The organism is Kribbella endophytica (assembly GCF_054781295.1).
Window position 1 is genome coordinate 2,087,583 of sequence record NZ_BAAGUR010000001.1, and the last position, 12,396, is coordinate 2,099,978.

19 protein-coding genes are annotated in these 12,396 nt (G+C 69.1%); 11 read left to right on the plus strand and 8 right to left on the minus strand.

Features of this window, described 5'->3' with window-relative positions; translation table 11 throughout:
* Nucleotides 1-20: 20 nt before the first annotated feature.
* The gene (locus ACYVIO_RS09955; protein ID WP_460650377.1) at nucleotides 21-731 is read right to left on the minus strand and encodes a hypothetical protein; all 711 of its coding nucleotides are present in this window, start codon (nucleotides 729-731) and stop codon (nucleotides 21-23) included.
* A gap of 222 nt (nucleotides 732-953) precedes the next feature.
* Here ACYVIO_RS09955 and ACYVIO_RS09960 point away from each other — a divergent pair, with 222 nt between their 5' ends.
* The 3 genes from ACYVIO_RS09960 to ACYVIO_RS09970 all read left to right on the plus strand — a co-directional run bounded on the left by ACYVIO_RS09960 (nucleotide 954) and on the right by ACYVIO_RS09970 (nucleotide 2,611).
* Complete coding sequence (locus ACYVIO_RS09960; protein WP_460650378.1) at nucleotides 954-1,760, plus strand: DUF4397 domain-containing protein; 807 nt, start codon at nucleotides 954-956, stop codon at nucleotides 1,758-1,760.
* A gap of 8 nt (nucleotides 1,761-1,768) precedes the next feature.
* Nucleotides 1,769-2,395: a class F sortase gene (locus ACYVIO_RS09965; protein WP_460650379.1), complete on the plus strand. Its 627-nt coding sequence runs from the start codon at nucleotides 1,769-1,771 to the stop codon at nucleotides 2,393-2,395.
* Between the two features lie 90 nt (nucleotides 2,396-2,485).
* Complete coding sequence (locus ACYVIO_RS09970) at nucleotides 2,486-2,611, plus strand: hypothetical protein (protein ID WP_460650380.1); 126 nt, start codon at nucleotides 2,486-2,488, stop codon at nucleotides 2,609-2,611.
* 21 nt (nucleotides 2,612-2,632) lie between these two features.
* Here the strand turns inward: ACYVIO_RS09970 and ACYVIO_RS09975 are convergent, their stop codons facing one another.
* Nucleotides 2,633-3,253, minus strand: coding sequence for an L-threonylcarbamoyladenylate synthase (locus ACYVIO_RS09975; protein ID WP_344176240.1), 621 nt, complete (start codon nucleotides 3,251-3,253; stop codon nucleotides 2,633-2,635).
* 119 nt (nucleotides 3,254-3,372) lie between these two features.
* Between ACYVIO_RS09975 and ACYVIO_RS09980 the strand changes: the two genes are divergently transcribed.
* The 5 genes from ACYVIO_RS09980 to ACYVIO_RS10000 are packed head-to-tail and all read left to right on the plus strand — an operon-like array spanning nucleotide 3,373 to nucleotide 6,527.
* Entirely contained in the window at nucleotides 3,373-4,332 is a 960-nt protein-coding gene (locus ACYVIO_RS09980) for a penicillin-insensitive murein endopeptidase (protein WP_460650381.1), read from the plus strand.
* 12 nt (nucleotides 4,333-4,344) lie between these two features.
* Nucleotides 4,345-4,989, plus strand: coding sequence for a nitroreductase family protein (locus tag ACYVIO_RS09985; protein WP_460650382.1), 645 nt, complete (start codon nucleotides 4,345-4,347; stop codon nucleotides 4,987-4,989).
* 31 nt (nucleotides 4,990-5,020) lie between these two features.
* Complete coding sequence (locus tag ACYVIO_RS09990; protein ID WP_460650383.1) at nucleotides 5,021-5,539, plus strand: CGNR zinc finger domain-containing protein; 519 nt, start codon at nucleotides 5,021-5,023, stop codon at nucleotides 5,537-5,539.
* Nucleotides 5,536-6,234, plus strand: coding sequence for an AzlC family ABC transporter permease (locus ACYVIO_RS09995; protein ID WP_460650384.1), 699 nt, complete (start codon nucleotides 5,536-5,538; stop codon nucleotides 6,232-6,234). The genes ACYVIO_RS09990 and ACYVIO_RS09995 overlap by 4 nt, the downstream gene beginning before the upstream one ends.
* The gene (locus tag ACYVIO_RS10000) at nucleotides 6,231-6,527 is read left to right on the plus strand and encodes an AzlD domain-containing protein (protein WP_460650385.1); all 297 of its coding nucleotides are present in this window, start codon (nucleotides 6,231-6,233) and stop codon (nucleotides 6,525-6,527) included. The genes ACYVIO_RS09995 and ACYVIO_RS10000 overlap by 4 nt, the downstream gene beginning before the upstream one ends.
* Here the strand turns inward: ACYVIO_RS10000 and ACYVIO_RS10005 are convergent.
* The 3 genes from ACYVIO_RS10005 to ACYVIO_RS10015 form a co-directional block, all read right to left on the minus strand.
* On the minus strand, nucleotides 6,514-7,026 hold the full coding sequence (locus tag ACYVIO_RS10005) for a DNA polymerase ligase N-terminal domain-containing protein (RefSeq protein WP_460652077.1): 513 nt from the start codon (nucleotides 7,024-7,026) through the stop codon (nucleotides 6,514-6,516). The genes ACYVIO_RS10000 and ACYVIO_RS10005 overlap by 14 nt on opposite strands.
* Before the next feature lie 59 nt (nucleotides 7,027-7,085).
* The gene (locus ACYVIO_RS10010; protein WP_460650386.1) at nucleotides 7,086-7,910 is read right to left on the minus strand and encodes a SigB/SigF/SigG family RNA polymerase sigma factor; all 825 of its coding nucleotides are present in this window, start codon (nucleotides 7,908-7,910) and stop codon (nucleotides 7,086-7,088) included.
* 220 nt (nucleotides 7,911-8,130) lie between these two features.
* Nucleotides 8,131-9,003 (minus strand): LysR family transcriptional regulator, encoded by an 873-nt coding sequence (locus ACYVIO_RS10015; RefSeq protein WP_460650387.1) that lies wholly within the window; start codon nucleotides 9,001-9,003, stop codon nucleotides 8,131-8,133.
* A gap of 92 nt (nucleotides 9,004-9,095) precedes the next feature.
* On the opposite strand from ACYVIO_RS10015, the gene ACYVIO_RS10020 reads away from it, so the two are divergent.
* The 3 genes from ACYVIO_RS10020 to ACYVIO_RS10030 all read left to right on the plus strand — a co-directional run bounded on the left by ACYVIO_RS10020 (nucleotide 9,096) and on the right by ACYVIO_RS10030 (nucleotide 11,133).
* Nucleotides 9,096-9,836 (plus strand): class I SAM-dependent methyltransferase, encoded by a 741-nt coding sequence (locus tag ACYVIO_RS10020; RefSeq protein WP_460650388.1) that lies wholly within the window; start codon nucleotides 9,096-9,098, stop codon nucleotides 9,834-9,836.
* A gap of 50 nt (nucleotides 9,837-9,886) precedes the next feature.
* Complete coding sequence (locus ACYVIO_RS10025; protein ID WP_460650389.1) at nucleotides 9,887-10,054, plus strand: hypothetical protein; 168 nt, start codon at nucleotides 9,887-9,889, stop codon at nucleotides 10,052-10,054.
* Nucleotides 10,055-10,176: 122 nt separating this feature from the next.
* A complete protein-coding gene (locus tag ACYVIO_RS10030; RefSeq protein ID WP_460650390.1) occupies nucleotides 10,177-11,133 on the plus strand; it encodes a TIGR03557 family F420-dependent LLM class oxidoreductase in 957 nt (318 codons plus the stop codon).
* Between the two features lie 58 nt (nucleotides 11,134-11,191).
* Here ACYVIO_RS10030 and ACYVIO_RS10035 read toward each other — a convergent pair whose 3' ends face one another.
* Genes ACYVIO_RS10035 through ACYVIO_RS10045 form a run of 3 tightly spaced genes read right to left on the minus strand, consistent with a single transcriptional unit; the run spans nucleotide 11,192 to nucleotide 12,386 of the window.
* Nucleotides 11,192-11,467 carry a DUF4235 domain-containing protein gene (locus ACYVIO_RS10035; protein WP_460650391.1) on the minus strand — a complete coding sequence of 92 codons (276 nt, stop codon included), beginning with the start codon at nucleotides 11,465-11,467 and terminating at the stop codon, nucleotides 11,192-11,194.
* Nucleotides 11,464-11,946 carry a DUF3618 domain-containing protein gene (locus ACYVIO_RS10040; protein ID WP_460650392.1) on the minus strand — a complete coding sequence of 161 codons (483 nt, stop codon included), beginning with the start codon at nucleotides 11,944-11,946 and terminating at the stop codon, nucleotides 11,464-11,466. Before ACYVIO_RS10040 ends, ACYVIO_RS10035 begins: the two co-directional genes overlap by 4 nt.
* Nucleotides 11,943-12,386 (minus strand): phage holin family protein, encoded by a 444-nt coding sequence (locus ACYVIO_RS10045; RefSeq protein ID WP_460650393.1) that lies wholly within the window; start codon nucleotides 12,384-12,386, stop codon nucleotides 11,943-11,945. Before ACYVIO_RS10045 ends, ACYVIO_RS10040 begins: the two co-directional genes overlap by 4 nt.
* Nucleotides 12,387-12,396: the final 10 nt, after the last annotated feature.

Here is a 12,396-nt window from a genome sequence, read left to right on the forward strand (position 1 = left end):
GACAGGGTAGGGCTGACAGGTCAGGGCTGCATCGGCAGATCCAGTTGCAGTACGGCGAGCGCCCGGTCGGCCGGAAGCCCCTGCTGGATCCCCAGCCCCGGCGGCTCACCCACAGCGCACCGCGTCTCGGTCATCAGCGGGCAGACCACGTTCAGCAGGCCGCCACCCGACACCGCGAGGTTGGTGGGCAGCGTGCCGTCCGTGGCGGCGGCGAGCGGACTGATCGCGGCCAATGCTCGCCCGATGCGCGACGGCAGGCTCCGCGCGGACGAGCCGCTCAGCCGGTACGTCAGCTTCAGCTCGGTCGCCGCAGTGTCCAGCGGCAGGTCCCGCGCCGCCTTCACGTCGGTGTCCGCCAGCAGTACCGGGTCGCCGTCGGCAACGATCTGCAGACTGGTCGCCTCGGGCTTGGTGCGAGCCATCAGGCCCTGCAGCCGCTCGCCCGACTGAGGCAGCCGCAGCTGCACCGTGTCGGTCGCGCCGCGCAGCATGACCTCCTCGGTCACGTCGAAGCTGCCGTCTCCACGCGGTACGGCGGTGAGCCGGATCCCGGGTGCGGTCAGGCCAGGTCCTTCGGCGGTCGGTGGTGGTTGCACCTGCGCGGCTCCGCCGCCCGCCGGCTGCTGGCCGGGACTGGGCGGAGTCGGGCCCGCCAGCTCGTTCGAGCAGGCGGTCGTTGCCATCAGCCCCACGATCAGTGCGGCGGTGGCCAGTCTTCGGCGTGCGGACATGCTGAATCACCCCAAGGGACCCGGCCACTTCCTCTGGTGGCCGGATCGACTTCCGCATACGATACGCCCGAATTGGCTTTGTCAGGCATTTTCAGGGGTGAATTTTCGAGGGGGCAGTAAATGCGGAAGCGGAAAGTGTTCAGGCAATTTCGAACAGTTGTCAGGACGTCTGAAAATGCGGCTGGGGGTATTTCGAGAATTCCGGGTCCGCATTATCGCAGGGTGATTTCGCTGGCGCTCGCGGTGATCGTCGCCGCAGTACCGGCGGTCCTCGCGACCCAGGCCGAGGCCGCGTCCGGCGGCGTGCTGTACGTCGTGCAGGGCCTGCCGGGCCAGTCCGTCGACGTCCAGGTGGACGGCAAGGTCGTGGCGCGGGGGGTCGCCGCGGCCAAGGTGGTCGGGCCGTTCTCGGTCCCGGCCGGGCAGCGCCGGATCACCGCTGTGGCGGGTGGAAAGACGCTGGTCGACCGCCGGGTCGCGGTGGGGGCCGGAAGCAACCAGGACATCGTGATCCACCGGCCGGCGGCACCGACCGCGGCGCCGGTGATCACCAGCTACCAGAACAAGCTCAGCGCCGTACCGAAGGACAAGGCCTCGGTACGGGTCGCGCACACGGCGGCGGTCGGACCGGCCGACATCCGGGTGAACGGAAAGGTGCTGTTCGCCAACGTGGCGAACGGAGAATCACTCGACGTAGTCGTTCCGGCTGGAACTTACACTGTCGAGATCGTTCCGGCGGGAGCTTCCGGACCGGTCGTTCTGGGTCCGGCGTCACTGCCGGTGAAGGCCGGATATCTGACCCGGGTTTTCGCGATCGGGGAACCGAACTCGAAGACGATGAACGTCGCGGTCGGGACGATTCGCCTGCCGAGCAGCGGATCGGGCAAGCCCGGCATGGTCGACACCGGGACCGGTGGTCAGGCGGTGGCCCTGATGCAGGACCGGCCGTCCTCGCTGCCCCTGGTCGCGCTGGCGCTGCTGGCCGGGTGCGCGTTGCTGGTGACGGTCCGGAAGGTGGTCCGTCGCTGAGGAGGTTCTTGCTCGGATTGCTCCTGATCCTGTGCGTGGCCCTGGAGGGGTGCGCCGCGCAGTCGGACGGAGCGGTCCCGAGTCCTGGTGCGGGCGGCGGTACGGTCACGGGGCCGCCGCCCGCCGAGAGCGGATCGGTGCCTACGGCAAGGATCGGTACGCCGGCCGCGAGTCAGCGGATCCGGTTCGTCCCCGCCGAGGTGGTGCTGCCCGGTGGCGCCAAGGCGACTGTCCTGCCGGCCAGTACGGTCGACGGGCGCCTCGTAGTGCCGGACGAGGTGCGCCGGGTCGGCTGGTGGGACGGTGGGGCCGAGGCCGGTGATCCGTTCGGCGCCGTCGTACTGGCCGGGCATGTCGACTCGGCGACCGAGGGCATCGGGTACTTCGCGCGGTTGCTGCGGATCAAGGTCGGCGAGACCGTGGTGCTGCACGGCGACGGGCGTAGTGCGTCGTACCGGGTGAGCTCAGTGGTCTCGGTGCCGAAGGACGCGCTGGCGACGCGGAGCGGAGCCTTCGACCAGGTCGGTGAGCACAAACTGTCCCTGATCACCTGCACGGGCGCGTACGACGCCTCGCGCGGCGGCTACGAGTCGAACCTGCTGGTGACGGCTGTTCCGGTGGGAATGGCCAAGTAGTCAGGTAGTTCACTGACCGCGCCCCGGAGTGGCCCCTGAAGTCGGGGAGCCGGTGTTCAGCTCCGGTGCGCGCCGGTGGATGATGTTGACATGACAAGTCCGACCGCACCCCCGGCCCCCGGAGACGAGCGCAGTGCTCGCCGGGCCCGCTGGCTGCTGGTCTTCGTGCTGGCCTGCCTCGCGCTGGCGATCTCCGTGATCACCTCGAGCTTTTAGGGGTGTCTGGCACCCCTAGATCTACTCGAACGGTGTGGGGTCTCCGGCGCCGATCCGGACGATCTCGGGGAAGTCCTCGGAGAAGTCGATCACCGTGGTCGGCTCGGTGCCGGCCTCGCCGGAGTCGATGACCGCGTCGACCTGGTTGTCGAGCTCTTCCTTGATCTCCCAGCCCTGCGTCATCGGCTCCTCGTGGTCGGGCAGGAGCAGCGTGCTGGAGAGCAGCGGTTCGCCGAGCTCGGCGACCAGCGCCTGGGCGACGACGTGGTCGGGGATCCGGACGCCGACGGTCTTCTTCTTCGGGTGCAGCAGCCGGCGCGGGACTTCCTTCGTGGCCGGCAGGATGAACGTGTAGCTGCCCGGGGTCGCCGCCTTGATCGAGCGGAAGACCGCGTTGCTGATGTGGACGAACTGGCCGAGCTGCGAGAAGTCCTGGCAGACCAGCGTGAAGTGGTGCCGGTCGTCCAGGTGCCGGATCGCCTTGATCCGGTCGATCCCGTCCTTGTTGCCCAGCGCGCAGCCGAGCGCGAAGCACGAGTCGGTCGGGTACGCGATCAGCCCGCCGCCGCGCACCAGGTCGACCACCTGCCCGATGGCCCGCTTCTGCGGATTCTCCGGATGCACATCGAAATACCTCGCCATACGTCCGACCCTAGCGCTCCGGCGCCCCAGACCTTGCGGTCGGGAAGAATCTGGCCGATGGTAAACGCGTAGAGGTTACTCATTGACGTGCCGTTCACCGCCCCGGATGGAGATCAGTGATGAGACGACTCGGCCTGATGCTGCTGGCGATCGCGCTGGTAGCGCTCGCACCGGCGCCAGCTCACGCCTACGCGAACGCCTTCTTCCCGACGCAGAGCAGCGGGAACCGCGGCGCTGACGTCCAGGCGATCCAGTACCTGCTGCAGCACCACGGCCAGAGCGCGCCGGCCGACGGTGTGTTCGGCGCTTCGACAGTGACCGCGGCGAAGGCGTTCCAGACCGCCAAGGGTCTCGGCTCCGACGGGATCGTCGGCCCGCAGACCTGGGGTGCGCTGGTCCCGACCATCCGTCAGGGCGACAGCGGCAACGCGGTCAAGGCCCTGCAGGTCGAGCTGAACGCCAAGCGACGCCTCAGCCTGCCCGTCGACGGCGTCTTCAGTACGGCGGTCAAGGACGCGGTGTCCGCCTTCCAGTCCCACGCCGGAATAGGGGCCGACGGCATCGTTGGCCCGATCACCTGGCGCAACCTGACCTGGCACTACGACTACCCGGACTTCGCCGCGAACCTGTGCGACCAGGACCCGGACGGCAACGGTACGGCGGCCAACTGGGCCGCGGCGGCAGCGGTTGCCCAGCTCGAGCAGGCGGCGCGGTCGTTCGCGGGGGCCAGTCAGGGCAAGGTCCCGTACGGCGACGCCGGCTTCGAGCACGGCGGCGACATCCCCGGGCACGGCAGCCACGAGGCCGGGATGGACATCGACGTCTGGCCGATCCGCACCGACAGCGCGCAGTGCACCGCGGGCCGGATCACCTGGCAGTCAACGACGTACGACCGCGCTGCGACACGCCAGCTCGTGCAGGCGATCCGGGCGGCAGCGCCCGGGCACGTGCGCTACATCTGGTTCAACGACCCGACGCTGATCAGTGAAGGCCTGACCGCCGAGTGGCCGGCGCACGACAACCACCTGCACGTCCGGTACTGCGAGAAGGTCCACCCGAGCAGCACCTACACCTGCTGACAAACTGGCAGGGTGACCACACTCGATCTCACCCCCGACGAATTGCTCACCACGACCAGGACCGTGCGCAAGCGGCTGGACCTGGACAAGCCGGTGCCGATGGAACTGATCCGCGAGTGCATCGAGATCGCGCTGCAGGCGCCCTCGGGCAGCAACCGGCAGACGTGGCACTGGCTGGTGATCACCGACGCCGACAAGCGCGCCCAGATCGGCGAGTACTACCGGCGCGCGGTCGCGGAGTACCTGGAGTCGTCCGGCGCGGCCGGGCGTCTGTACGCCGACGACCCGGATCGTGCGCCGGTGCAGAAGCGCGTCGGGTCGAGCGTGGCGTACCTGGGTGAGCGGATGGGACAGGTGCCGGTTCTGGTGATCCCGTGCCTGACGGCGAAGAATCTCCCGGCCGGGAACCAGGCCGGTTTGTGGGGCTCGATCCTGCCGTCCGCGTGGAGCTACATGCTGGCCGCGCGGGCGCGTGGGCTGGGTACGGCGTGGACGACGCTGCACATGAAGTACGAGGACGAGGTGTCGCAGCTGCTCGGGCTTCCCGAGGACGTCCGCCAGACGGTGCTGATTCCGACTGCGTACACGATCGGCACCGACTTCAAGCCGGCCGCGCGACAGCCGCTCGATGAGGTGCTGCATGTCGACAGCTGGTGACTAACGAGCAAAAGGCGTATAGCTTGTTAGAATGAGCTTCGAACCGGAACTGGTCGGCGGGCACGTGTTGCTCGACCTGCTCAACACGGTCTCCTGGCGACTCGACCCCGCACGGCGGATCGACCGGATCGCCGATCCGGCCGCGCGGGACGTGTGGTTGCGGGCGGTGGAGTTGCCACCTGGTGGTGACGGGCTCGAAGAGGTCCGGGAGACGGCGTACGACGTACTGCAGCCTCTGGCGGTGGGCGAGGAGCCGTCGGACGGCGAAGCGCTGCGCGTGTTGATGGTGGGCGCTGTCGCTCGCGCTCGGATCGTGCGGTTGAGTCCGCTGCGATGGCAGGCCGACGATGCGGCCGGTGAGTTGGCGCTTGCGGCGTTGCGATTGCTGGCGGACGAGGATCTGAGTCGGCTGCGGCAGTGTCAGGACAACGACTGCGGTTGGCTCTTCCTGGATCGCAGCAAGAACGGATCGCGTCGCTGGTGCAGTTCGGCGGACTGTGGGAATCGAGCCCGAGCCAAGCGCCACTACGCAAGGACGCGCGCCCGATGAGCGCCCGGAGGCGGATGGATCGGGCCGCGTTCATCGACGGGATGCGCCTCGGTGCCGGGCCAGGAGCGGCGGCATTCGTGCTGGCGTTGAGTTTTGGCGCCGAGGCGGAGGCCCGCGGCTGGGGGTTCGGGCTGCCGGTCGTGTTCTCGGCGTTGGCGTTCTCCGGGTCGGCGCAGTTCACCTTGCTGACGGCGCTGGCCGGCGGATCCGCGCTCGCGGCGATCACCTCAGCCGTGCTGATCAACGCGCGCTACCTGGTGATGAGCGTCGCGCTCAACGAGAGCCTCGAAGGCGGGCGCGTCCGGAGAACCCTTCATGCGTTGGCGTTGGCGGACGCTTCGTTCGTCGCCGCGCACCGGGACGACGGCCGGTACGACGCCGCGCGGCTGGTCGGCGCGAGCGTCCCGCAGTGGATCTTCTGGGTCGGCGGTACGGCGATCGGGGCGCTCACGTCGCCGTCGCCGGAGCTGATGCACACGCTCGGCCTCGACGTCGCGTTCCCCGCGTTCTTCATCATTCTCGCGATCGACGAGTTGCGGAGGTCGCGCCGGGCGTTCGTGGCGGCGCTGCTCGGCGCGACGATCGCGGGGCTGCTGCTCCTGGTGACGACTCCGGGCTACGCGCTGCTCGGGGCGACCGCCGCCGCGTTGATCGGCGTACTGCCTGAAAAGAAGGAGGAGGAGGAGACCGCATGATCAGGATCTGGCTGTCCGTGGTGGCCGTGACCGTGCTGAGCTGGTTGATGAAGGCCAGCGCGCCGCTGGTCATTGCCCAACGCAAGCTTCCGCAGTCGGTGATCAGGATGACCGCGCTGACCGCGCCGGTGCTGCTCGCCGGGCTGATCGTGACCGAGCTCGGCGGCAAGCAGCTCGACTGGACGCAGCTCGTCGGGGTCGGGACGTCCGGCGTACTGGCGGTGGCGAAGGTGCCGATGCTGGTCGCGGTCGCAGGCGGAATCGTCGCGACGGCGGCGATCAGGTTGCTGTAGCGGCCATCTCCTCGATGGTCAGGCCGCTGAGAACCGAGCGGGGCTCGGTGGCGGTCAGGTCGAGCAACGGGTCGGCGGACTCGTCGCGGACCTTGACCATCAGCCAGTCACGATCGGTGCGCGTGAAGGCCCACGTGCCCTGGAGCTTCACGCCGTTCAGCCGGAACTTCAGGTGCCCGCGCTCGATCGCCTCACCGGGCTCGACCAGCTCGCGCTGCTTGTCGCGGGTGAGGTTCGTGTAGACGCCGGCGTCCCAGACGATCACCGCGCCGCTGCCGTACTTGGCCTCGGCGTGCACGCCCTCGTACGTCGCGTACTCGAGATCGTGATCAGTGGTGAAGACGGCCAGCCGCTTCACGACGGGGTCGAGCGAGGGCCCGAGCGGCACCGCCCAGGATTTCAGGACGCCGTCCACTTCGAGCCGTACGTCGTAGTGACGGCGTCGTGCATCGTGCAGCTGCACCACGAAGACAGGTGCCTTCGGCAACGATGGCATCAGGGTCCTCCGCGGGTGGTTCGCCGTACAGCAAGTCTACGGCGAACCACACCGGGGAGGGATCAGGCGGCCGAGACGGCCGGAGGCTCGATCTGGTCCCGCAGCTTGTCCAGAATGCCGCGCAGCAGGCGCGAGACCTGCATCTGGCTGACTCCGATCTCGGCGCCGATGTCGGCCTGGGTGTGACCCTCGATGAAGCGCAGCTCGAGGATCTTGCGCTCACGCGGGGCGAGCTCGTTCAGCACCGGCTCGAGGACGGCGACCGCCTCGGTGCGCTCGAACGAGGTGTCTTCCTCGTCCGCGATGGTGTCGGCCAGGTTCGCGGTCGACTCGCCGTCGACCGGACGGTCCAGCGACAGCACCGAGAAGCAACCGTCGGCGGCGATCGCGGCCTCGATCTCGGCCACGTCGGTGCCGACCGCTTCGGCCAGCTCCTCCAGGGTCGGATCGCGCTGCAGGTCCTGGACGAGTTGCGGGCGGACGCTCGCGATCGACCCCTGCAGTTCCTGCAGCCGGCGCGGGATCCGCACGGTCCACGAGCAGTCGCGGAAGTAGCGCTTCACCTCGCCGCGAATGGTCGGTACGGCGTACGCGAGGAACGGCGTACCCGTGTCGGGACGGTAGCTGCGGGCTGCTTTCAGCAGGCCGAGGTAGGCGACCTGGTCCAGGTCGTCAGCCTCGACACCGCGGCCGCGGAACCGGCTCGCGATGCTGTGGGCGATGCCCAGGTTCAGCTCGATGGCTTGCTCCAGCAACGACTGCTGAAGGCTCTCGTCGGTGGTTTCGGCCCGGCGGGTGAGAAGTTCCCTGGTGGCCAGATCTCGGCGCTGCTTCGGATCGGTGCTCGGCAGCTCTTCGACGGTGGTGCGTGCAAGTACGGTAACCATGATTCTTGACCTCGCGACTATGAGTCACGGCGCGGCACATGTCTGGACCGCGGTCAATATCTGTGTGAGTCATTCCTACCCCATGGATCCCGAAGTTATGCATCCGACCTCGAACTCACACGAACCCGTTGCATCGTGACGTGCGTGAAACACGTGCCCCAGCAGGGAAAAGTCGCTGTGCGTGATCGGGCGGAGGAATTCTCACCTGATGCGTGACCGCTCAGTCGAGCGACCGCAGAACGCCGAGCGCGGCCGTCGGTGGATGCGCGGAGTCACGCCAGCGCAGGGTCCACGTGTACGGCGGTACGCCGGCCGCCAGCGGCTTCACCACGACACCCGCGGGCGCCGGGGTCGACAGCAGTCCGAGCGCGACGCACTCGCCGGCCTTGACGAGTTCGAGCGCCGAGCTGGTGCCGTCGGTGCTGGCCGGATGACGGCGTGGCTGGAAGCCCGCCGTACGGAAGCAACCGAGGACGAAGTCGTTCCACTCGGGCGCGAAATCGTCGCGCGGCAGGTAGTGCACCTCGTCGGCCAGTTCGCGAACGGCGACCGCGTCGACGTCGCTGAGTGGGTGGTCGGTCGGCAGCGCGATGCCGAGTGCCTCGCGGCGCATGACGCGTTGGACCAGGCCGTCGGCGAGATGAGCCGTCGATCCGCAGAGCGCGAGGTCGAGGTCGCCGCTGAGCAACCGCTGCTCCTGCTCGCGGCTGCCGCGACTGCTGACCTCCAGTCGCAGCGATGGAAGGCGTTCGCGCAGCCGGGCCAGGACCGCGCGCGGCGTGACCAGGTCGGTCTGCAGCACGTCGATCCGCAGGACCTGGTCGCGTCCCGCGGCGGCGGTCGCCTCCGCGACGCCCGAGCGGATCGCGGCGAGCGCGCTCTGCGCGTGCGGCAGGAAGGCGTCGCCGGCGGCGGTCAGGGTGACCCCGCGCGGGGACCGCTCGAACAGTTGCGCTCCCAGTTGGTTCTCGAGTCGGCGGATCTGATTGCTGAGCGCCGGCTGGGACACGTACAGCCGGCGCGCCGCGGCGGTGAAGTGCAACTCCTCGGCCATGACCAGGAAGTAGCGCACCAGCCGTAGATCGACGTCCATGTATTCCTCACCTGCAGGGATAACCAGAAGCTGTGACGTTAGTGCTCTTGCGTCTTGGACGTCGAGGGCCTAGAGGGCAGAACGTGAACCTTATGACAACACAGCGTGAGGAACTGCGGAGCAGCTGGGAGCGCCAGCAGGCGGGACACGAACCGGATCGCGAACTCCGCTTCGAGTTGATCCTCGAGTACGCCGAGACGCTGGCGGGTCCTCCACAGCGTGTGCTCGACCTCTGCTGCGGGCCTGGATCGCTCACTCGGCGGGTGCTGGACCGCTTTCCGGACGCCGAGGTGGTGGCGGTCGACATCGACCCGGTGCTGCTCGACCTGGCCCGGGACGCTTTTGACGGGGACGACCGCGTGACGGTGGTCGAGCGGCAGTTGGCCGCACCGAATTGGGATCGCGGACTGCCGACCGGCTTCGACGCGGTGGTGACGGCGACGGCGATGCACTGGATTCCGGCGGACGCGCTCGCTGGGGTGTACGGCGGGGTGGCGCGGGTGCTGCGGTCGGGCGGGGTGTTCGCCAACGCGGACCACGTGCCGATCGCCGAGCCGGTGCTGCGCGGGGCGGCGGATCGGATGCACGCCGAGCATTTGCGGGTCACGTTCGCGGAGGCGGAGGACTGCGACGGGTGGTACGAGCGGGCGTACGGCGATCCGTCGTACGCGGGGCTCTGGCACGAACGGGAGAAGCTGTTCGCGCACTGGGACGGCGACCTGCTCGAACGCGAGGGGTGGCACGTCGATCTGCTCCGGCGGAACGGCTTCGAGCGGGCCGGTGCGGTCTGGCGGCGGGGGAACGACGCGCTGATCGTCGCGATCCGTGCATGAGGTCGGCCGGGAGCGGGTACCGAGACGCGTCCAACAGGAAGGGGGACGTGATGACGGATCGTCCGGAAGAACTGATCGACGACCTGATCGACGAGACCCGGGGGCCGGAGGAAGATCCGCCGGCCGAGTCGACCACCGACGACGCGGCGGTGGACATCCAGTCCGACTCCGCCACGGGCGAGGACGGCGTACCGGTCACTCCTGAACCGCCTGACTGACTTGCCGGCTGGTGGCGGCCCCGGCGCTGTCTGCTCAACGCCGAGGCCTTGGGCAACCAGTACTTGCTCCCTTCTGGTGCCCAGGACGTCTTGTTCTATTCATCTTTCGGAGGTAAGGCTCGATGAAACTGGGGTTCAAGCTGATCGCCGAGGCGTACTCGCCGACGGAAATCGTCGACCAGGCGGTCCGCGCGGAGCAGGCCGGCTTCGACTTCGTCGAGGTCAGCGACCACTTCCACCCGTGGGTGTCTGAGCACCAGCACTCGGGGTTCGCGTTCTCGATGCTGGCTGCGGCCGCGGCGCGAACGTCGGCGATCGAGCTGGCGACCGGCGTGACCTGCCCGTTCATCCGGTACCACCCGGCGGTGGTCGCGCAGATGGCCGCGACCACCGCGTTGCTGTCCGGCGGGCGGTTCACGCTCGGGGTCGGCGCCGGTGAGCGGCTCAACGAGCATGTCGTCGGCCGCGGCTGGCCGGCGGTCGCTCAGCGGCACGAGATGCTGCGGGAGTCGCTGGAGATCATCCGGTTGCTGTGGAGCGGCGGCTACCAGTCGTACGACGGGAAGCACCTGCAGCTGGAGGATGCGCGGGTGTTCGACCTGCCCGACGAGCTGCCGCGGATCGCGGTGGCGGCGGGTGGCACGGATGCCGCGGAGCTGGCGGGTGAGTTGGGGGACGCGCTGTTCACGACCGAGCCGAACGAGGAGCTCGTGACGGCGTACCGGAAGGCCGGAGGCGACGGGCCGACGTACGCCGAAGTGCCGCTGGCGTGGGCTCCGACGGAGGAGGACGCGGCGGAGTCGGCGCGGAAGCTGTTCCGGTTCGGGGTGACGGGCTGGAAGGTGCAGGCCGAGTTGCCGAACCCGGTGAACTTCGACGCCGCGACCGAACTCGTGACGGCTGACCACATGAAGGAGCAGTTCGGGTGCGGGCCGGACGTCGGGCGGCACGTCGAGGTGACGAAGCCGTTCGCCGAGGCCGGGTACGACCACCTGGCGCTGATCAACGCGGGACCGGACGTGGACGGGTTCTTCGACTTCTTCACCAAGGAGCTCGGGCCGGCACTGCGCGAGCTGTGAAAACGACTGTGGCCCCTACCCGCATCCGGGTGGGGGCCACAGTCAGTTCGTGGATGGATCAGTCGCCGGGCCATTCGCCGGTCCAGCGTTCGAAGGCCTTGGCGCCGCCTCGGTCCACGGCTGCCTTGACCACGGCGTACACGGCGCCTTGGAGGGCGGCGGCCAGGAGGAGTTGGCGCCAGGGGTACTCCGACTGGAGGGCGTCGGGGGCGTCGTCCTCGTCGGCCACGCGCTTCCAGACCTGCTTGAAGATGGCGCCGGCGACGAGACCGCCGGCGATACCGGAGAGCAGGCCGAACGGGCGGTAGGCCAGCTTGACGGCTTTGGTGCTCACCGGTTGCGTCCCACGATCCAGGCGCCGACTCCCAGGGCCACGGCGCCACCGACACCGACGGCGGCTGCGGCCTTCGGGTGCTTGCGGCCGAGCTCCGGGACCTGCTTCGCCTTGGCGGGAAGGTTCTTCGCGTGCTCGGGCAGGTGCTTCGCGCGCTCGCCCATGCCGCCGGCGGTCACCTTGGCGCGTTCGCCCATTCCACCGGCAGTGGCCTTGGCGCGTTCGCTCATCCCGCCCGCGGTTGCCTTGGCGCGCTGGCCGGCGTTCCCGGCAGCCTGTACGGCGCGGTGCCCGGCGCTGGTCGCGGAGTCCTTGACCCGGCGCGGGACGTTCAGCTGGCGGCTCAGCTCCTGGACCGTGTCGGCCAGGTGCTGGCGCGTCATCTCCAGGTCGGCCCTGAGTGCTTCGACCTCGCTCATGTCGTCCGGCCGGGCAGCGGCGGTCCTGCGCGGCTTGCTCTGGCGCGTCGTGGTGGTCATGCGTTCTTCCCTTCCGGCTGGTGGCCCTTCAGTGCTTCGAGGTCGTCGTGCACACCGTGAACGGCGCTCTCCGGCATCGGCGGAGTCGCGTGGCTGACGTGCCGCTTGCCCAGCAGGGCGGCGACACCGGCGATCGCGAACAGCAGCAGCGTCACGATCAACGCCGCGAGCCAGGCCGGTACGGCGTACGAGAGCCCGACGATCGCGGTCGCGATCAGCGCACCCAGGCCGTAGAAGGCGAACGCGCCCGCGCCGCCGAACAGCCCGACGCCGAGGCCGGCCTCCTTGCCCTTGTCCTTGAGCTCGGCCTTGGCCAGCTGCAGCTCGTCGCGGACCAGGTGGCTCACGTCGTTGGTCAGCTGAGCGACCAGAGCGCCCACGTGCTCGTCCGGTGCGGTCCGCTGACCGTCCTGGTGGACGGCCGGGGTCTGCGTCGTCATGGTTGCCCTC

Excerpts from the sequence above, each read along its gene's own strand:
- ACYVIO_RS09955 (WP_460650377.1), bottom strand. The coding sequence starts at position 731 with ATGTCCGCACGCCGAAGACTGGCCACCGCCGCACTGATCGTGGGGCTG.
- ACYVIO_RS09970 (WP_460650380.1), top strand. The coding sequence starts at position 2,486 with ATGACAAGTCCGACCGCACCCCCGGCCCCCGGAGACGAGCGCAGTGCT.
- ACYVIO_RS09975 (WP_344176240.1), bottom strand. The coding sequence starts at position 3,253 with ATGGCGAGGTATTTCGATGTGCATCCGGAGAATCCGCAGAAGCGGGCC.
- ACYVIO_RS09980 (WP_460650381.1), top strand. The coding sequence starts at position 3,373 with ATGAGACGACTCGGCCTGATGCTGCTGGCGATCGCGCTGGTAGCGCTC.
- ACYVIO_RS09990 (WP_460650383.1), top strand. The coding sequence starts at position 5,021 with ATGAGCTTCGAACCGGAACTGGTCGGCGGGCACGTGTTGCTCGACCTG.
- ACYVIO_RS09995 (WP_460650384.1), top strand. The coding sequence starts at position 5,536 with ATGAGCGCCCGGAGGCGGATGGATCGGGCCGCGTTCATCGACGGGATG.
- ACYVIO_RS10000 (WP_460650385.1), top strand. The coding sequence starts at position 6,231 with ATGATCAGGATCTGGCTGTCCGTGGTGGCCGTGACCGTGCTGAGCTGG.
- ACYVIO_RS10010 (WP_460650386.1), bottom strand. The coding sequence starts at position 7,910 with ATGGTTACCGTACTTGCACGCACCACCGTCGAAGAGCTGCCGAGCACC.
- ACYVIO_RS10015 (WP_460650387.1), bottom strand. The coding sequence starts at position 9,003 with ATGGACGTCGATCTACGGCTGGTGCGCTACTTCCTGGTCATGGCCGAG.
- ACYVIO_RS10020 (WP_460650388.1), top strand. The coding sequence starts at position 9,096 with ATGACAACACAGCGTGAGGAACTGCGGAGCAGCTGGGAGCGCCAGCAG.
- ACYVIO_RS10025 (WP_460650389.1), top strand. The coding sequence starts at position 9,887 with ATGACGGATCGTCCGGAAGAACTGATCGACGACCTGATCGACGAGACC.
- ACYVIO_RS10030 (WP_460650390.1), top strand. The coding sequence starts at position 10,177 with ATGAAACTGGGGTTCAAGCTGATCGCCGAGGCGTACTCGCCGACGGAA.
- ACYVIO_RS10040 (WP_460650392.1), bottom strand. The coding sequence starts at position 11,946 with ATGACCACCACGACGCGCCAGAGCAAGCCGCGCAGGACCGCCGCTGCC.
- ACYVIO_RS10045 (WP_460650393.1), bottom strand. The coding sequence starts at position 12,386 with ATGACGACGCAGACCCCGGCCGTCCACCAGGACGGTCAGCGGACCGCA.